The organism is Lacticaseibacillus sp. YLM2-1 (genome assembly GCF_056583465.1).
Genome location: NZ_CM152617.1, coordinates 734,369 through 753,081 on the forward strand (window position 1 = coordinate 734,369; position 18,713 = coordinate 753,081).

12 protein-coding genes and 1 pseudogene are annotated in these 18,713 nt (G+C 48.1%); 8 read left to right on the forward strand and 5 right to left on the reverse strand.

Translation table 11 applies throughout. The annotated features are described in order from the left end of the window. Nucleotides 1–30: 30 nt before the first annotated feature. The 6 genes and pseudogenes from AC07KQ_RS03485 (at nt 31) to AC07KQ_RS03510 (ending at nt 8,718) form a co-directional block, all read left to right on the forward strand. The gene (locus AC07KQ_RS03485; RefSeq protein ID WP_003563795.1) at nt 31–681 is read left to right on the forward strand and encodes an SDR family oxidoreductase; all 651 of its coding nucleotides are present in this window, start codon (nt 31–33) and stop codon (nt 679–681) included. 710 nt (nt 682–1,391) lie between these two features. Further along, a pseudogene (locus AC07KQ_RS03490) lies at nt 1,392–3,772 on the forward strand (beta-glucosidase family protein). A gap of 482 nt (nt 3,773–4,254) precedes the next feature. Then, complete coding sequence (locus AC07KQ_RS03495) at nt 4,255–5,211, forward strand: ABC transporter substrate-binding protein (protein WP_003659939.1); 957 nt, start codon at nt 4,255–4,257, stop codon at nt 5,209–5,211. A 558-nt stretch (nt 5,212–5,769) separates the two neighbouring features. Beyond that, nucleotides 5,770–6,738: an ABC transporter substrate-binding protein gene (locus AC07KQ_RS03500; RefSeq protein ID WP_480156615.1), complete on the forward strand. Its 969-nt coding sequence runs from the start codon at nt 5,770–5,772 to the stop codon at nt 6,736–6,738. Nucleotides 6,739–6,940: 202 nt separating this feature from the next. After that, nucleotides 6,941–7,912, forward strand: coding sequence for an ABC transporter permease (locus tag AC07KQ_RS03505; protein ID WP_003569209.1), 972 nt, complete (start codon nt 6,941–6,943; stop codon nt 7,910–7,912). 2 nt (nt 7,913–7,914) lie between these two features. Continuing rightward, the gene (locus AC07KQ_RS03510) at nt 7,915–8,718 is read left to right on the forward strand and encodes an ABC transporter ATP-binding protein (protein WP_003563800.1); all 804 of its coding nucleotides are present in this window, start codon (nt 7,915–7,917) and stop codon (nt 8,716–8,718) included. A gap of 227 nt (nt 8,719–8,945) precedes the next feature. On the opposite strand, the gene AC07KQ_RS03515 is transcribed toward AC07KQ_RS03510, so the two are convergent. The 5 genes from AC07KQ_RS03515 to AC07KQ_RS03535 all read right to left on the reverse strand — a co-directional run bounded on the left by AC07KQ_RS03515 (nt 8,946) and on the right by AC07KQ_RS03535 (nt 16,474). Further along, the gene (locus tag AC07KQ_RS03515) at nt 8,946–9,905 is read right to left on the reverse strand and encodes an acrylyl-CoA reductase family protein (RefSeq protein ID WP_003563801.1); all 960 of its coding nucleotides are present in this window, start codon (nt 9,903–9,905) and stop codon (nt 8,946–8,948) included. Between the two features lie 109 nt (nt 9,906–10,014). Then, nucleotides 10,015–12,678: a cation-translocating P-type ATPase gene (locus AC07KQ_RS03520; protein ID WP_003563804.1), complete on the reverse strand. Its 2,664-nt coding sequence runs from the start codon at nt 12,676–12,678 to the stop codon at nt 10,015–10,017. 238 nt (nt 12,679–12,916) lie between these two features. Beyond that, nucleotides 12,917–13,894, reverse strand: a complete 978-nt coding sequence (locus tag AC07KQ_RS03525) for a glycosyltransferase family 2 protein (protein WP_274991092.1) — start codon at nt 13,892–13,894, stop codon at nt 12,917–12,919. 35 nt (nt 13,895–13,929) lie between these two features. Beyond that, nucleotides 13,930–16,080, reverse strand: a complete 2,151-nt coding sequence (locus AC07KQ_RS03530; RefSeq protein ID WP_480156616.1) for an ArnT family glycosyltransferase — start codon at nt 16,078–16,080, stop codon at nt 13,930–13,932. Next, entirely contained in the window at nt 16,067–16,474 is a 408-nt protein-coding gene (locus AC07KQ_RS03535) for a GtrA family protein (protein ID WP_003563810.1), read from the reverse strand. The genes AC07KQ_RS03530 and AC07KQ_RS03535 overlap by 14 nt, the downstream gene beginning before the upstream one ends. A 157-nt stretch (nt 16,475–16,631) precedes the next feature. Between AC07KQ_RS03535 and AC07KQ_RS03540 the strand changes: the two genes are divergently transcribed. Together AC07KQ_RS03540 and AC07KQ_RS03545 are read left to right on the forward strand one after the other, a co-directional pair. Beyond that, nucleotides 16,632–17,327, forward strand: a complete 696-nt coding sequence (locus AC07KQ_RS03540; RefSeq protein WP_003563812.1) for a response regulator transcription factor — start codon at nt 16,632–16,634, stop codon at nt 17,325–17,327. After that, on the forward strand, nt 17,324–18,619 hold the full coding sequence (locus AC07KQ_RS03545) for a sensor histidine kinase (RefSeq protein ID WP_003563815.1): 1,296 nt from the start codon (nt 17,324–17,326) through the stop codon (nt 18,617–18,619). The genes AC07KQ_RS03540 and AC07KQ_RS03545 overlap by 4 nt, the downstream gene beginning before the upstream one ends. Nucleotides 18,620–18,713: the final 94 nt, after the last annotated feature.

Below are 18,713 nucleotides of genomic sequence, written 5' to 3' on the forward strand. Positions count from 1 at the left end.
CTGCGCTCAACATGAAATGAGGTAGGCAAAATGAAAATTGCTGTTTTGGGTGCTACTGGTCGCGCGGGCAGTGCCATTGTCGCTGAAGCTCGGCGACGCGGACATGAGGTGCTGGCAGTTGTGCGTGATCCGCAGAAGGCCGCTGATCGGCTTGGTGCAACGGTTGCCACGTTGGTGAAGGAACCGTTGGTATTGACTGAAGACGACTTGGATAGCGTTGATGCAGTGGTAGATGCTTTGAGTGTGCCGTGGGGTTCAGGCCGTGGTTATTTACATCTGGACTTTGCCACGCACTTAGTTAGTCTGTTGCGCAACAGCGATACACTGGCTGTCTTTATTTTGGGAAGTGCTAGCTTGGCGATGCCGGGTGCGGATCACCCCATGATTCTTGACTTTCCAGAAAGTGCCGCAAGTCAACCATGGTATGATGGCGCCCTTTACCAATATTACGAATATCAGTTTTTACAAATGAACGCGAATGTGAACTGGATTGGCATTTCACCAAGCGAAGCCTTTCCAAGTGGACCAGCAACGAGTTATGTTGCCGGCAAGGATACATTGCTGGTGGGCGAAGATGGACAAAGCCACATTACGACCGGCAACATGGCCTTGGCAATTCTGGATCAGTTGGAACATCCAACAGCAATTCGAGATCGAATCGTTGTCCGCGATGCGGATTAGATGCTTGTGCAGCGATTAAAAAAGGCAACTTTGCAACTTCCCGAGGCGATGTTAGGAAGGTCAAAGTTGCCTTTTGCCATTTTTGCTTGGTGGACTATTAAAGACGGTAAGCGAGCCTGCTTTCGCTGAAACGGGTAAATTAGCCCAGAAATCTGCACATAAGGACATTGAACCTAAACAACCAAAACTCCGCCAATTTTGCAGGCCCTCGCAAACGCGTTCGCAGAAACCTGCTTTCGCGCTACACAAAAAAACCCGCGTATTGGGGGTACGCGGGGTTTCCTGTCAACACCATTGGGGGTGGTGCCGACTTCTTTTTACTTTGGAGGAGTAAAAATGAAAAAAAGTTGGGTTGGGGTAGTAGTAAGAAGGGGGTAAACTTCCTTGCTACATAGAAAAGAATAATCTGTAATTGTGAATTTTTTATGACGTTCTGGAAGAAAAATTTTGAATGTGGTTTTTTAATGTTCTTTGCTACTTTTTGATATTGTGAGCAAATGTTATTGAATTTTAAATTGTCAAAATGTCAATTAGTTGAAAATATGTTTATATAAATTGACAAAAGCTGTTGTGATTGAAGCCTTGATCTTTCGGGCGAAACTTAAATGAATGAATTGCGACCGTTTTAAGCGTTAATATCGTTATCTTAAGGTATAATAAGTGTTCCAAAAAAACATGGCAAAAATTTTGCCGGAAAAGAGGTAATTTTGATGGGGGTGGTAGTATCTAACTTTCATCTGGCGAAGATCACAGCTGAAGAAAAAGTGAAACTAACTTCTGGAAAAGATTTCTGGACTTCTGAGCATCTTGCCGATAAAGGTATACCAAGTTTTCGGATGAGTGATGGTCCCCATGGGCTGCGGTATCAGGCACTGGCAGCGGATCATCTCGGAATCAATGATAGTGTCCCTAGTACCAGTTTTCCAACGGCTAGTGCTAGCGCAGCTGCGTGGGATCCTGATCTCATTCAAGCAATGGGTAAGGCGATTGGATTAGAAGCGCAAAGCTTAGGTGTCGATATGGTACTTGGTCCCGGTGTTAATATGAAACGCAATCCACTTTGCGGTCGGAACTTTGAGTATTTTAGTGAAGATCCATTCTTGGCCGGAAAACTTGGCGCTGCGTGGATTAATGGTATCCAGGCGCAAGGGATTGCTGCATGTCTCAAACATTTTGCAGCGAATAATCAGGAAAATGACCGGCTTTCATCTGATTCGCTGGTGGATCCGACCGCCTTGCATGAAATCTATCTTGAGGCTTTTCGTATTGCTGTCACAGAAAGCCACCCAGAAGCGGTCATGTGTTCCTACAACAAAATTAATGGCACCTATGCAAGTGATAATCTCTATTTGATGACCCAAGTGTTGCGGCAACAATTTGGGTTTGGCGGGGCAGTGATCACAGATTGGGGAGCGTTGAATGATAAGGTTGCGGCGCTTAATGCCGGTACGGATTTAGAAATGCCAGGCGACGATCATTTATTTGATGGTGAGGCGCTGCAGGCTTATCAACAAGGCACACTGAAATTGGCCAGCTTAGATCGAGCGGTGACTAAGATTGCGGAAATTGCCCGCAAACAACGGCCCAAATTCCAGGGATCGCGAGAGCAATTATTGCAAGCAAATGGACAATTGGCGCAAAAAATTGCAGAAAGTGCGATTGTTCTGCTGAAAAATGAGGCCGCCATGTTACCATTACAGGCTACTGATACAGTCGCGGTCATTGGTGAGCTGGCTAAAGCTACACGCTTCCAAGGGGCAGGGTCTTCGCATATTAATGCTTCCGAGATCGTTTCAGTTTTGGATGGCCTTAAGCAAAAAAAGGTGTCATTTGATTATGCGGCTGGCTATCGACTTGACGATCAGGATGATTCGCAGGCGACTGCCGAGGCATTAGCCTTGGCACGCAACCATGACAAAGTCGTTTTTGTTGCTGGGCTACCCGACAATTATGAGTCGGAGGGCTTTGATCGCCAAAATATGGCTTTACCAAAAGTTCAAAACGATTTATTGCAGGCAGTGACCGCAGTTAATCCAAACGTGATTGTCCTGTTAGTTGCCGGTGCACCGGTTGAGCTTCCGTGGGTGGATCAAGTCAAAGCTGTCGTTAACCTATCACTTGGCGGTGAACGTATCGGGGCCGCAGCTGCCAACGTTTTGACAGGTGCTGTCAATCCAAGCGGCAAGCTAGCTGAAAGTTATCCGCTAAAATACCAAGACGTGCCCTCAGCGGATGTCTATGATAAAAACCCTCGGTCGGTGCCGTATGTTGAAAGCACATATGTTGGCTACCGTTATTACGACAAAGCAAAAGTGCCAGTCGCCTTTCCATTTGGTTTTGGTTTGAGTTACACATCGTTTGCCTTGAAAAACATTCAGCTCTCAAGTGATCACGTAACCGATGATCAGCCACTGACCATTAGCTTGCAAGTGACCAACACTGGAAAGGTTGATGGTGCGGAAGTGGTCCAGGTCTATGTTCAAGAACAACAACCACGACCATTACGACCGGAAAAATCATTAAAGGCATTCAAAAAGGTTTTTGTCAAAGCTGGACAAACCGTTAATGTTGCTCTCGATCTGAAGGCACAAGCCTTTAAGGAGTGGCGTGAACAGACACAAACATGGGTCTTGCCTGAAGCTCAAAAGGCGATTGCTGTTGGTACCAGTGTCACTAATATTGATGCTGTCTTACCGGTTAGCTTCACAGGGGAAACTTTTAATAACTTTGCAACGATTCCAAATTGGTATACAACGCTTTCCGGGAAACCTAGTGTTCAAGATTTTGAACAGTTGACAGACCAGAAAGTACCGGCACCACATGAATTTGTACCAGGCGAATTCACTCGACTCAATACACCGCGAGAAATGAAGAAACATTGCTGCGGCTAGTGGCGTGGATCACGGTCAAAATTCGAACTAAAGATTATATCGACAAGCAAGGACCCGAGGCGAAGTTCCAGCAGGCAATCGTATTGGACACGCCACTCATTCGCTTGGCGCAACAGGCCAGCGGTGCATTAAAGTTAAGCATGGTTGATCGACTCGTAGCTGCGGCCAATCATCAGTATGTGAAAATGATTTTTAGATAACAGATGTATTGTAAAATCATTAAAAATTTTTCTTGACGAATGACGATTGGATTCGGTATGCTGATTCTCGTACCAAACAGATAGCGTGTCAGCAGACGTGATTTATGCGACTGCGAACGCGTGTTTAAAGGAGTGTTGACCATGAACTTAGTACGGCAAACACAACTTAATAACTTTTTCGGCGGCTTTTTCGGATAGCGGTTTGCAGTGAGATGCAAACCGCGCAAGCAGTGGTTTGCATCCATAAGGCCGTCACATTAAATGTGCACACAACGCCGCATGGATGAACAATTATCCATGCGGCTTTTCTATACCGAAAAATCTCGGGGCCAGTCGCATGGTGAAAACCAGCGGCTGGTCCTTTTTGCATCATGCGACTATGTTGACCGTTCCGGATGGCTGAATTGTCACTCGTCACTCATCGATAACGCGCTCGCCAGCGCGGTTGCTGCGCTGGCGAGCGCTCACAGGAGGATTTTTTTATGAAAAAGCATCGACTACTTGTTATCGCTACTGCAGCACTGGTTGGCTTGACGTTGATCGGCTGCGGCAAGAAAAGTAACGCCGCCAGTTCCAAAACTGTCAAAATCGGCATTTTGCAGTTGATTGACCAAAGTGCCTTGACCGAGGCAAGAAAGGGCTTTGAGGCGGAGCTAGCCAAGGCGGGCTACAGTGGCGATCGTGTCAAGATCGATTACGTGAATGCCCAAGGTGATCAGGCTAATCTGAAAACCATGAGCGATCGGTTGGCCAGCGACAAGAATGATGTGAACCTTGCGATTGCAACTCCTGCCGCGCAAGCACTTCAACAAGCCGACAAAAAGACACCGATGTTATTCACCGCCATCACGGATCCTAAGTCAGCCGGATTGGTCACCAATCCCGCAAAACCAGATAAAAATGCAACCGGCGTGACAGATTTAGTTGCGGTAGCCAAACAAATTGACCTGCTTCATCAAACTTTCCCAGAAGCAAAAACTGTCGGCCTCATGTATAACGCTGGCGAACCAAATTCGGTTTATCAGATCAAGCAAGCCAAAGCTCGGCTGAAACAACTCGGCTTGCGTTACCAAGTTCGAACAGCGGCGACAACCAACGATGTGCAACAGGCCGCCGAGAGTTTAGCCAAAAGCGTCGATGCCCTTTATTTACCGGCCGATAACGTTATGGCCGCCGCGATGCCGACTATTGGTAAAGTTGCCAAGGCGCAGCAAATACCAGTCGTCCCAGCCGCTTCGACCATGGTTCAAGACGGCGGCACGATCACCAAAGGCATCAACTACCGCGACCTTGGTAAGCAGACGGCTAAAATGGCTATTAAACTGCTTAAAGGTAAAACAGTTAAAACATTACCAGTTGAGAAACCAGCAAAAGTCGAAACAGTTCGCAACGAGGCAATGCTAAAAGCCGTCAAACAAACGGTTAAATTACCAGAATAACTGCTATAGTAACGTTCTTTGACATTCTTCCCCATACAAAAACTGAAATAGCCGAATGTAAGTTTTTTGTTTGTGTTGACAAGATGAGAATATGAGTATACGCTTTGAGACAAGTCAGAGAGAACATCTCTGCATGAAGGAGTGTTGATCATGGATCGAGTCAAAACAACACAACTTAATCATTCTTATTATTACGGCTATTTCGGATAATGGTTTGTATCTCATGGATACAAGCCAATCAGGTTTGTATCCATGATGGCCGTAAGTGTTTAACTTGCAATTAACCGCCACATGGACGAATTCATCCATGTGGCCTTTTCTTTTTCCGGGAAAAAACAATGGCCAGCCACATGGACGAAAAATCCAGTGGCTGGCTATTTTTGTAAGAGCGCGAGTCAGCCCGGGTAGAAACCGGAGTGTAAGCGGCCTTGGTCGTGATAGTCGTATTTTGACCACTGCGACCAAGGTCCTTACATGTAGGTTTCTGCGCCAGTGAGCGCGTTTGCACAAAGTGTGAAGCACCATCACCTTAACCCGTACATCCCAGGAGGAAGAAAAATGAAGATCAAACGAATGGCCGCTATTGCGGCAGCAGCACTCACTATCATGGTTTTAGCCGGTTGTGGTAAATTAACCAGTGCAGCGGCTGACAAGAGTCAGGTTAAAATCGGCATTTTACAGTTGATTGACCAGCAAGCATTAACCGCCGCCCGTAAAGGGTTCACGGAAGAACTGGCCAAAGCCGGTTACAAAGGCAAGAAGATCAAGTTGGACTACGTGAATGCCCAAGGCGATCAATCTAATCTTCAGACGATGAGCCAGCGCTTGCAACGTGATAAAAACGATCTCAACTTGGCGATCGCTACACCGGCTGCCCAAGCCCTACAGAAGGCAGACAGCAAGACCCCGTTGCTGTTCACGGCGATCACGGATCCAAAAGCGGCTGGTCTTGTGACCACAGCAACCAAGCCAGACAAAAACGCTACAGGAGTCACAGACATGGTCGATGTGGCGGGGCAGATCAACTTTTTACACAAAGCCTTTCCTAAAGCAAAAAAAGTCGGCTTATTGTTTAACGCCGCCGAAGAAAATTCTCAGGTTCAGATCAAACTTGCCAAGGCAGCTATTAAAAAACTAGGTTTGACTGCGGTTGAAAAAACTGCCGCGACCACCAATGATGTTGAACAAAGTGCCACTGCACTGATGAAACAAAGTGATGTTGTGTACATTCCAACCGATAACACGATGGCGGCCTCAATGCCGACCATTGGCAAAATCAGCACGAAAGAAAACATTCCGGTCGTCACCGCTGATGCGACGATGGTGAAATTAGCCGGGGTGGCGACAGTAGGGATTAATTACGAAGATCTAGGCCGGCAGACTGGCAAACTGGCTGTTCAAATTTTGAAGGGGAAGAAAGTCAGCGATCTACCTGTTGAAAAACCGGCTAAAACTCGATTGGTCACTGATCCGACCCGGATGAAACAATTTGGCTTGACAGAGGCTGCCTTGAAGCAAGCTGAATAATCGATTTCGTGTCATAACGCGCTGGCAGTCGCAGCACCCGGGCTGACTCGCGCTTCTACCATAACGCGCTCACCAGCCCAGAAGCCTGCGTGTAAGGACCTCGGTCGCAACGGTCAAACTACGACCATCATGCCCAAGGCCGCTTACACTCCGCTTTCTACCCGGGCTGGCTCGCGCTCACTTAACAAAGGAGCTTTTCATTATGGACATCGTGACATCAAGTATTGCCCAAGGATTACTATGGTCGGTCATGGCGATTGGCGTGTACCTGACTTTCCGAATATTAGACATTGCTGACATGACTGCTGAAGGCAGTTTTCCCTTGGGCGCTGCGATTACTGCGCATGCAATTGTCACGGGGGTGGGGCCGATTGCGGCGACGCTCATGGGCTTTGCCGGTGGCGCTGCAGCTGGTGCAGTTTCAGGTTTTTTAACCACCAAGTTGCATATTCCAGACTTGCTCACTGGTATTTTGACCATGACCGGGTTGTATTCGGTGAACCTCTTCATCATGGGCAAGGCTAATATCAGTTTGATTGGGACTGTTAAGACGGTTTTCAATCTGGTTGACAGTGGTGATGCCACGACCACCGGCATCATCATCGGTGCCATTGTGGTCGCCATTGTGATAGGTATTCTGGTATTCTTTTTCCATACCGAGATGGGCTTAGCTGCTGCGGCAGTCGGCAACAACCAGAACATGGCGGCGGCCAACGGGATCAACAATGATGCGATGAAAATTATCATCTACATGCTGAGCAATGGCCTGATTGCTTTATCAGGCAGTCTCATGGCGCAAACCAATGGCTATGCGGATTTGTCGATGGGGATTGGGACCATCGTCATTGCCTTGGCAGCCATCATTATTTCGGAAATCCTATTGCGCAGCGTGCCGTTATGGGCGCGGTTGTTGATGATCATTGTCGGCGCTGTGATCTACCGCCTGATTATTGCGGTTGTGCTGGATCTTGGTGTTGACCCGAACTACCTGCGTTTCTTCTACGCCTTGATGTTAACGATCTTCCTGTCATTGCCGTTACTGAAAAAGAAATTGCAACTCATGACAATTCGTCACGGTAATCGGCGTCAAGCTCGCATCGTTCAGGCACAGATGCAAGCAGCAAAAACCGATTCAATGCGCACACATGCTGGTGATCAGCAAAAGGAGGTTTAGCCATGGCCGTACTTGAAGTGCATGGACTGCACCAGTATTTTGAACAAGGAACCGTGAACGAGAATCACGCGCTGAAAGGCATTGATCTCAGTCTTGAACGCGGGGAGTTCGTCGCGATTATTGGTGGCAACGGCGCAGGTAAATCAACGTTGCTGAATAGTATCGCTGGCACGCTCCCTGTTAGTCAGGGGCAGATTTTGATCAACGGTAAGGACGTGACCTATCAAAATGTTGCTAAGCGGGCGAAGGTAATTGCTCGAGTCTTTCAGGATCCACGTTCCGGCACCGCCTCGTTGCTGACAATCGAACAGAATTTGGCATTGGCCGAAAAACGCGGCTCTTGGCGTAACTTTTGGGCCAGTGGGGTCAAACGGAGTGATCGCCAACATTTTAAGGAAAAATTGGCGACCCTTGGATTGGGCCTTGAGAATCGCCTGGGTGCCGAAATGGGCTTGCTTTCTGGCGGTCAACGACAGGCAGTAACCTTGCTGATGGCTACTTTAAAAGAACCAGCGTTGTTATTGCTTGACGAACACACAGCAGCGCTCGATCCGCAGACAAGCGCTACCGTCATGGCTTTGACTGATAAAATGGTTCGCGCGCAACATACGACAACTTTGATGATCACACACAACATGGCCAGTGCACTGAAATATGGTGATCGCTTAATCATGCTGGATCATGGTGAAATTGCTGTTGATGTCCGTGGCGAGGAAAAACAGCATCTGACCGTCGAAGACTTATTGACGATGTTTAAAGAACGCAGTGGACAAGAGTTTGCCGATGATGCTGTTTTGTTGAGTTAAAGCTGGCCTAAAAGAAGTTAATGAATAGATTCTCTATGAGAAAACAAAAGACGACTGATTTCCGCCATTGGAAAATCAGTCGTCTTTTGGTGGCTATCAGTTGTCCTTCAACCGTGTTTGGTTGAAGCGCAACTTTGATGGTTAAAAAATCAAGCATGTCAGAGATTAGTGGTTAATTCATAATTGCTGCCAGCAAATACAGATACTCAGTAGCTGGCACTTTTCCATTAGCCCATGTCCACAATCGTCCGGGTTGTGTGGTGGTTAAAGTGTTTCGTCAAGGTTTGTGGCAAGTCAGCTAGTTTGACCGTATCGACAGGCATTGGCGCCAATTTGCCCAATGTCTGCCATGCGGCTGCTCGGGCCGCAGCAGGGGCATTGACGGAATCCACACCGAGCAAGCTGACATTGCGCAAAATGAAGGGGAAGACGGTCAGCGGCAAGGCAGTTCCTGCAGCATTGCCACATAACGCGATTGCGCCGCCATAACGCATACTTGGCAGCAAACTGGTTGTGAACGATCCACCGAGCGGATCAATGGCAAAATCAAAGCGTTGCTTACTCAAAGCCTTTCCCTTGGGAAGCTTGTCAAGTGCTAATGTTGCCGTGGCGCCAAGTGACATAACCTGTTTTTGCTGATCTGGTGTCCGCACAATACCGATTCGATTCGTGAAGCCTGCTTGCTCTAATAAGCGCATGGCAACACTGCCGACACCGCCCGTTACGCCACCAACAAGAATCTGCGGTGCATGCTCAGGCGTCATGCCATGCGCGGTCAAAGCAGCGACACATAAGGCAGCGGTCAAACCCGCCGTGCCAAAACTCATGGCGCTAGCAAGTGTCATGGCTGATGGCAGCGAGATTGCCCAAGAAGCCGGAATGCGGGCATATTCAGCGTAACCACCGCCTTGACTGACCCCTAGACCATGACCGGTGGCCAACACTTGATCGCCTACTTTAAAATTGGCATCTTGACTGGCTACCACAGTCCCACTTAAATCAATCCCGAGAATCTGTGGATAATCTCGAATAATTTGATTCTGCGGTTGATAGGCAAGCGCATCTTTGTAGTTAATATCTGAATAAGCGACCCTGATCAATAAATCGCCTGCTGGTAAATCATCTTTGTGCAGGGTTTGAAAAGTTGCCTTTTGCCCATCGTGAACCAATGCTTGAAATGTTTGCATAGAACAAGCCTCCTTGGATGGTATTCTTCCACCTATTGTTGGTGGTGAATTGCCATGCTCATTAGTTAACTAAAGCATATCAGATAACGATGATATCGCAAAACCAACGTTATTCTGCCGAATCTGATAAGGTGGCCTGACGCCATGGCGCTAATTCGTGCCGATGTTGACGGCGCTTGTAAGTTTCAACAACCAACATTGGCAGCCAGATGGCACCGAGGACGATGGCCCATTGTCCGGCTGTTAGTGGCGCTAGCTGAAAAATTTGTTGCAATGGTGCAATGGTTGCTAAGGCAACGATGACTGTCATCGTCAGTAAAAGGCTACCAGTCAGGATCGGATTGACAGTCATCGCTGACCAGTTAAGCCGACCACGGGTTTTGATGGGGAAAATGTCCAGCATCGAACCGATGGCTAATGTCAGAAATAGCATGGTCATGCCGATACTTGGCACATCGGGGCTGACCACGAAACGGCCAACGAAGTAGATGCCAAGAATCAAGCCAACATAGGTGGTCGTCCGCACGGCCACACGTTTGCCGAGGCCATTGCTGAAAATACTGGCTGCTTTTGGAATGGGTTTCAAGTGCATCATGCCAGGTTCAGCCAATTCTCGGCTAAGGAAGAAGCCGGGAATACCATCAGCAAGGACGTTGACGATGAGTAGCTGCTCAGGTGTCATCACAGCACCCCAGCCAACGAGGACGGCCAGTAGCATCGTGAAAATTTGGGCAAAATTAACCGAAATCAGAAATTCAACGGCTTTTAAAATATTTTGATAGACGGTTCGACCTTGTGCGACAGCATCGATAATCGTAGCAAAGTTATCGTCGGTCAAAACCATATCGGCAGCATTTTTGGCCACATCTGTACCAGTGATGCCCATGGCAATGCCGACGTCGGCAGCTTTGAGCGCTGGCGCATCATTGACGCCGTCACCGGTCATGGCGACCACCGCATCTTGTTTTTGCCAAGCTTTGACGATTCGAATTTTATCACTCGGGGTAGTCCGCGCGAACACGCGGATATCAGCAATATTGGCCGCCAGATCCTCGTCGCTCATTTGGCTGAGGTCATGGCCGGTGATCGCTTGTTGGCCGCTTTCAAGGATGCCAATGTCTTTAGCAATGGCTTTGGCCGTACCGAGATGATCCCCAGTGATCATAACCGTTGTAATGCCGGCCTGTTTAGCAGCGCGAATGGCAGCGGGCACTTCAGGGCGCGGCGGATCAATGATACCAATCAATCCCAACGGTTGTACGGCGGTTAGCTGTGTTTCCCAGTTTTCCCCAGGATCGGTTTCAAATTGTTGATAGCCAGCCGCCAGTACCCGCAATGCTTGTGCCGTCATTTGGTCATGGATTGCGGTGGCAGTTTGCTCCCAGTTTTCAGGCGCAAAGTTAATTCGGTCAACTGCTCCTTTAATAATCGCTAGATAGTGGCCATCCGGCGTGCGATGCAAAGTCGCCATGGTTTTCTTGTCAGATGAAAACGGCGCTTCAGCCACACGCGGATAGGTTTGCTCAGCCTCGGTCCGACTCAGATCGTAATGATCAAGTAGCCGAACAATTGCCAGTTCAGTCGCATCGCCGATATCTGGTTCATCATCAGCAGTTAAGTGTGCGTTGGTTGCAAGACCGAGATACTTGAAAAAGCGGGTGTCATTGGCTGACAACTTTGTTTTGGCGACTTTATGAATTTCTTTGCCATAAGGCCAGAAATGGGTGACTGTCATGCGATTCTGCGTGAGGGTCCCAGTTTTGTCTGAGGCAATCACGTTCACGTTCCCAATGGTTTCAACAGCGGTGACTTGGCGAATAATCGCGTGGCGCTTGGCCATCTTCTGAACGCCATGAGCCAAACTGAGGGTGACGATGACGGGCAAGGTTTCTGGAACTGCAGCAATGGCGAGGCTGACACCAAGCATCAAGCTATCTGTAAAGCCTTCCTGATGAAGCAAGGTTGCTAGCAAAATGGTGATGATACCGCCCAAGATAGCAACGAAGGATAGCCGCTTGCCAAGTGTGTTTAACCGTTTGGCCAATGGCGTCGTCTGCTTTTTTGTCTGATTGAGCAGTGCAGCAATTTTTCCCAGTTCGGTGTCCATGCCGGTAGCCGTCACAATCGCAGTTGCCTTGCCGCTGGTAATGGCTGTGCCAGAGAAAATATAATTGGCAGCATCCCCAAGATCATCAGGAGCAGTGGCCAAGGCTTCTGCCGTTTTGGTCACGCCCAGACTTTCGCCAGTTAAAATTGCTTCATCCGCTTCAAGTTCTTGGCTTTGAATGATTCTGGCGTCTGCAGGAACCGCATCGCCGGCCTTGAGGAGAATCAAATCGCCTGGAACAAGCCCGGCGGCCTGAATGGTTTGCGTCTTGCCTTCACGAACAACGGTGACGGTTTGGATCGTCATGGCTTTCAAAGCAGCGAGTGCTTTTTCAGCGCTGTGTTCTTGGTACAAAGCGATCACAACATTGAGAATGACGATGGCGCCAATAACAATGGTTTTGGTCCAGTCACTGTCAGTCGTCAAGGCCAGATAGGCAGAGAGACCAACGGCAAAAAGCAAAATTAGTGAGGTGATATCGCTGAGGTGATGGCCGATTTGCCGGAGCAAGCTAGGCTTTTTAGCCGCGGTGAGCTGATTGCGGCCATTTTGCTGCAAACGTGCAGCTGCTTCTTTAGCAGTCAGGCCAGTTTTGGTGTTCGTCGTTAATTCAGCGGCCAGATCGCTTGGCGTTAAGCGCGTCAAGTGCTTGGTCGTTGTTGTCATGAGTTCATTCCTTTCAATTTGTCAGAGACACGATCATTGCTTACTTATAATAACCGTAACATAAAAATATTGGTGTTGTAAAATTTAAAATGAGTTTAGACATGAGCACCATTAGCTAGTTCAAACATATTTGTGGCATTTAGCTTATTCTTTTGTGCTCAAAAAAGCCGCTAGCCTGATGTCGTCATTCAAACAACAGGTTAGCGGCTTTCTTGATTTTAAATAGTGGCGCTTGTGGCTAGTTTTGTAATGCGTGATAAGGATAACTTGTTTGTTGCGTCGTTTGGGTTTTGAAGCCGTATGTGTCGGCAACGATATAGAGCGGTCGATGGCGGCTTTCAGCGAACATCCTCGCGATGTAGGTGCCGAGCATGCCAATGGTGAAGGTAATACCAGCGCCAACTAGCAAGGTGATGATCATGACCCAGGTTAAGCTAGTGAGGTGGCCTAGTGCCAAACTAAGCCCAAAGAGCGCGACCGCGATGATCAGGAAGAAGCCGCTTAACCAGCTAGCTAAAGTTAACGGTACTGTGGAAAAACTAGTGATCCCATCCATAGCTAAGTGAAGCATTTTTCTCAGTGGATAGTGCGTTTCACCGGCTTCCCGTTCTTGACGATCGTACTCAACCGCAATTTGTTTGTAGCCGACCCAAGTGACCATCCCGCGTACATATGGGTCCTGTTCATTCATCTGCTTGAGAACATTGACAACACGCCGATCCATCAAACGGAAGTCGCCGGTATCGACAGGAATGTTGATGCTAGTGACAGCCTTGAGTAAGCGATAAAACATTTCGGCAGTCAACTTCTTAAACCACGTTTCACCACTGCGTTTGCGCCGCTTACCGTAAACGACGTCATAGCCTTCACGCCAGCGGGCTAACATTTCTGGGATAACACGCGGCGGGTCTTGCAGATCGGCGTCCATGACCACCACTGCATCGCCGCTGGCATAGCGAATACCGGCAGTGATTGCTAGCTGATGGCCGAAGTTGCGGGAGAAAGCGACTAACCGAATCGCCGGATTTTTGGCCATGGCGGCCCTGATTTGATCAGCACTATCGTCTGTTGAGCCGTCATTGACGAAAATTAACTCGTATCGTTCCGGCCGTGCACGAACGTAATTTGCCAAAACCGTTAAAGTTTCGCCGATGCCAGCACTTTCGTTATAAACCGGCAACACAATCGAAATGAATGGATTCTTTTCTTGTCGCATATCGGGGACTCCTTTCATAGAGAGATCAAGACGCTTTATTTCACCATGCTGGCATCGAGTTCATACAAGGTGCCGCCGCCCATGCCGCCTCGGCTGCCAAAGCCTTGCGTGCTGGACGATGAAGTGCCGCCATATTGACTTGCGGCAACCTTTTTGCCGACTTTGGTGACCCAAGCTTCAATCTTCGAATTGCCTGAGCGGCCAGAGGAAAGGTAATACTTCATATCGCCCTTTTTAACAAGCGCTTTGAACTGTTTCAGGGTGATAGCTGGATCAGTCCCGTTAAAGCCGCCAATGGCCATGACCGCTTTGCCAGATTTGATGATATACGGGGCTGCAGTGCTGGCGTTGCTGGTTGCAAACAGGTATTTGGCATTGCCTTGATGTTTTTCAACATACTTTAACAAGCCAGAATCTGCTGTGCCGTTGCCGAGTCCACCGTTACCGCTAGAGGAGAGCAGTGATGGACCGGCAGAAGGAATACCAGCCGAGGAACCAGCTATTGTTGGCGTTAAGGACCAGAATGCTGGTGCGGCCATGATTGCTGCGATGGCAACGCCTAACGCTGTTTTACGCCATGCTTTAGTGCGGCCGATGAACAGAAGTATCAAACCGAGCAGGCCGCCAGCGATGACTAAGAATGGCTGCCATTGATAATAGAGACTGACATACCAAGCCTGCAAGCCTGTGGTGACCACGATTGCGATTGGCAAAAGCCATGCTTGCCAATGTTTCAGATCGGTTTTGAATTGTTTGAACATAGTGACAGTTCCGATGCCGAATAAGGCGGCAATTGGTGGTGCCAACATGATCATGTAATAAGGATGGAAGAAGCTGGCGATGGAGAAGAAGCCAGCAACGGGGATGAGCCATCCAAGCCAAAAGAGCAAGTGATTTTGTTGAATGGTTGTCTGGTACCATTTCCGTTTGCGGTCCAAATAGTAGGCAAAGGCACTGATGAAGCCAATGATTGCAGCTGGCAGAAGCCAACTGATTTGTGGACCTAAATCAGATTGCAATAGGCGTAATGGACCGACTGTCCCGATGGAGAAAGCACCACCAGCACCGCCACGTTGACTGCCTTGACGACCACGTGTACCGCCCTTAAACGTCCCTTTTTTGAAGTTGGCAGGCATTTTGCGACCTGTACCAGCGCCTCTTTCGGTCGTCACAGCGGGTTGCTTCCCAGCCGCGCCAGTCTTAGTGCCGGGCATTTTTGTTCCGGCAGGTGGTGTTTTGCCTGTGTTGCCGGCACCAGGCGTTCCAGTTGGTTTCCTAGCAGTCGTGCCACCCGGCGCCGTGCCTTTAGCACCGGGTGGCGGGGTGCCAGCAGTGCCAGTGGAGCCGGTCTTGGATTTGGTACCCATACCAGGGAAGGCAGCACCAGTTCCTGTGGTTTGTCCGAGTAATCGTTCAGTGCCGTTGTAGCCAAAAGCCAGCTCCAATTCAGAGTTAGTTTCCGAACTGCCAACGTAAGGCCGTTGACTAGTGGCGGTTGAATCCACCTGTATTGGCCAAGCGAGGGTGGTGACGGCCATAGCAACCAAGGCAATAGCCAAGGTGCCTAGGCGCCGCCAAAGTTTCTGATTGGAAGCCAGCCAGAAGAATAAGAGCAAAGCCGGCAGAATCATAAACGCCTGTAGCATCTTGATGTTAAAAGAGACGCCGATCAGCGCGAACCTCACAACAACGAGCCATGGTTTGCGATTGCTAATGGCCTTCATGAGGCACCAACTGGCGAGTAAGAGGAAGAACTGAAGGGTTGCATCCATATTATTCGTTCGTGAATCAGCAACAACGATCGGTGTCAGCGTTAACGCCAACGCAGCAAGCCGTGCTGCCCAAATGTTAAAGCGCGGTTTGATCATGTTGTAGATCAAGGCGACGCTGCCAATCCCGAAAAGAATGGATGGCAAAACAACGGACCAACCATGTACGCCAAAAATTTTTGCCGAAATAGCCATGAACCACAAGGCAACTGGCGGTTTATCAACGGTGATGAAGCCGGCGGGATCGAAGGCACCATACCAGAAGTTATGCCAGCTTTGAATCATACTGGTAATAGCGGCGGTGTAGTAGTCGTTAGCGTTACCGGCTTCCCAAATATTCCAAGCATATAGAAAGGCGGCTAGGGTCAGAATGCCAATAAACCACCAATCAACGGTCCACTGTTTAATTTTTTTCATGTGCAGCAACTCCCTTTTCTCGAAATACCCAGAACTTGCTTAAAAGGAAGTTCGTTGGGACAGTGATCATCAATGCGAACATAGGTGCAAGCGGCTTGGGTAGTCGTAAGAAATCATTCCAAAAACTTGTCAAAACTAAACTTAGAATGAAGGTCAGGCCATAGGAGAGATAATAACGCGGTGCCACCGTTTTGAGTTGGCGTCGATCCTTTGCCTTGAACACCCATGTGTCATTAAGAAATAGGCCAAAAATGGATGTCAGCCCGTAGCCAACCCCCATGGCGGCTGTCGGGTTGATCAGCTGATATAATGTCAAGTAAATGAGATAGGTTAAAATGGTATTGACCCCACCGACCAAGCCGAAGCCGATGAATTGTTTCAGCTTTTGACGCATCAAACCGCTCCCTTCTTGGTGAATGGGATCATTATGAGAGTTACAGCATAAATTAACCTTAAAGTCGGGCATTCTATTTCTTAAGATGGCTTTATGGTTATCATGATATGGTCAGACCAGCAGATATAAGGTTACCAACAAATAAGTGGGGCAGAACATGACAGTTAAACCGAGAATTCTTGTGATCGAAGACGATCCGGATTTAAACGAGAGTATTACTGATTTTATCCGCGCATTTGCCGACCCAGAAGCCGCCTTAAACGGTGCTGATGGTCTGTATTTGGCCGAGGAAGGTATTTTTGATGCCATTATTTTGGACATTATGTTGCCAGAATTAAATGGTTTTGACGTACTCAAGAAGTTGCGGGCAAAGCAAATTAAAACGCCTGTATTGATTTTGACAGCCAAAGATGCGCTGACCGATAAATTGCACGGGTTTGAACTTGGCGGAGATGATTATCTGACGAAGCCGTTTCATCGTGAAGAACTCATTATGCGTTTGAAGGCGTTGTTAAAGCGAACCGGTCACTTCTTTGACGATGACGGCTTAACTGCTGGTCCTTTTGTGGTACATGTGACGAGTCATGAGGTGCTCATCAACGATCAACCAGTGGCCTTGAACGGTAAAGAATTCGATCTGTTGGTTTATCTATTACAAAATCAGAAAACAATTATCACCAAAGATCAGATTTTTGATCGTTTGTGGGGATTTGATTCTGAAACAGCTGTCAGCGTGGTGGAGGTTTACATGTCCAACCTGCGCAAAAAATTAAAACCGCTAAAAGTTGAGCATTGGATCAAAACGATTCGCAACGTTGGCTATATTTTTCAGGAGCCGGAGGGCAGTGAATGAACGCAGAAAAAGGTATTAAACATCAGCAACGTCGCTTATTCATCGGGCAACTGTTGAGCTTTGCGGGCTTGTTTGTGGTATTAGGTATCATTGTTTTTTTCTTATATGAGCGCTCAATTTATCAAGACATTGATCACACCTTAGAGCAGCAACAAGCAATGATTCTTAATCCAAACGAAGAAACGACAAAGCTTGGTCCGCAGCAACCCGGTACGAGAGTAACTCACCCAGCACCTTTCCGGACCAACATGGTGGTCTTTAACCAAAAAGGCCGCATCATTAATCAGGCCATGCTTGGTGAGCGGTTTTATGCTTACTTTAAAAATTTAAAACTGGATCGATCAGCGCAAAACAAGTTACAGACATTGACCACATCAACTGGAACATTCCGGACGCTATTAATCAAAGCACCTAAATACAGCGCAGATCCTCAGTATGCCGGTCACTATGTGTTAATTTTGCAAAATACCGATGCACAGGAAGCAGCGATTCGATCATTTCGGCAGGTTCTGATTGTCACCATTATTCTTTTTTGGGCATTGGCACTCGGCTTGTCATACTGGTTGTCCACACGTGCTATGCGGCCAATTGTCCGGTCATGGCAGCGGCAACAGGATTTCGTTGCCGACGCAGCACACGAGTTGCGGGCGCCACTTGCCGTGATTCAAAGCAAGCAGGAAGCCCTGCTGACGAAACCACAAGCGACCATCATTGACGAAAGTGAGGCAATTGCGACTTCGTTAGGTGAGACGAAACGCTTGCGTCAGCTGACCGATGATCTGCTAACAATTGCCAAAGCCGATAGCAACACCATCGAAATTGAATTGGTTGATCAACCTTTTGAAAAGGCCTTTGAACCACAGCTGTCTTCTTATCAAGATATTGCTGTCAGTCAGCAGAAGTCCTTCACAACAACGTTACCCAAGGCCGGTCATGCATTGTTTGACACGGCGAGGATGAAACAACTGTTAGTGATTTTACTGGACAATGCCTTTAAATATACACAGGCGGGTGATTCTATCTGGGTTGAAGTGACACAGACACCACGTGATTGGCAGTTGCAGGTTGGCAATTCTGGGCCGAGTATTGCGGATGCTGATAAAGCTCGCGTTTTTGAACGTTTTTATCGAGAAGATGCCTCGCGTAGTCGCCAAACAGGTGGTAGTGGACTTGGTTTAGCAATTGCTCGGTGGATTGTGACCATGCATCACGGGCATATTGAAGTCAAGGATGTCCATCCTCATGGCGCACTTTTCATCGCGACCTTCCCAAATAAGCCGCGTATGCGTTGATCAAACCAAAGAACATAAAAAAAGCCGCGTCAAAAATCAATTGTGATTTTTGACGCGGCTTTTCTGTTACGAGTTGTTAAGAATGCCCCGAGAT

What these genes read in the sequence shown, in the direction of transcription:
- AC07KQ_RS03495 (WP_003659939.1), top strand. Translation starts at nt 4,255, where the DNA reads ATGAAAAAGCATCGACTACTTGTTATCGCTACTGCAGCACTGGTTGGC.
- AC07KQ_RS03545 (WP_003563815.1), top strand. Translation starts at nt 17,324, where the DNA reads ATGAACGCAGAAAAAGGTATTAAACATCAGCAACGTCGCTTATTCATC.
- AC07KQ_RS03520 (WP_003563804.1), bottom strand. Translation starts at nt 12,678, where the DNA reads ATGACAACAACGACCAAGCACTTGACGCGCTTAACGCCAAGCGATCTG.
- AC07KQ_RS03510 (WP_003563800.1), top strand. Translation starts at nt 7,915, where the DNA reads ATGGCCGTACTTGAAGTGCATGGACTGCACCAGTATTTTGAACAAGGA.
- AC07KQ_RS03535 (WP_003563810.1), bottom strand. Translation starts at nt 16,474, where the DNA reads ATGCGTCAAAAGCTGAAACAATTCATCGGCTTCGGCTTGGTCGGTGGG.
- AC07KQ_RS03530 (WP_480156616.1), bottom strand. Translation starts at nt 16,080, where the DNA reads ATGAAAAAAATTAAACAGTGGACCGTTGATTGGTGGTTTATTGGCATT.
- AC07KQ_RS03505 (WP_003569209.1), top strand. Translation starts at nt 6,941, where the DNA reads ATGGACATCGTGACATCAAGTATTGCCCAAGGATTACTATGGTCGGTC.
- AC07KQ_RS03515 (WP_003563801.1), bottom strand. Translation starts at nt 9,905, where the DNA reads ATGCAAACATTTCAAGCATTGGTTCACGATGGGCAAAAGGCAACTTTT.
- AC07KQ_RS03500 (WP_480156615.1), top strand. Translation starts at nt 5,770, where the DNA reads ATGAAGATCAAACGAATGGCCGCTATTGCGGCAGCAGCACTCACTATC.
- AC07KQ_RS03540 (WP_003563812.1), top strand. Translation starts at nt 16,632, where the DNA reads ATGACAGTTAAACCGAGAATTCTTGTGATCGAAGACGATCCGGATTTA.
- AC07KQ_RS03485 (WP_003563795.1), top strand. Translation starts at nt 31, where the DNA reads ATGAAAATTGCTGTTTTGGGTGCTACTGGTCGCGCGGGCAGTGCCATT.
- AC07KQ_RS03525 (WP_274991092.1), bottom strand. Translation starts at nt 13,894, where the DNA reads ATGCGACAAGAAAAGAATCCATTCATTTCGATTGTGTTGCCGGTTTAT.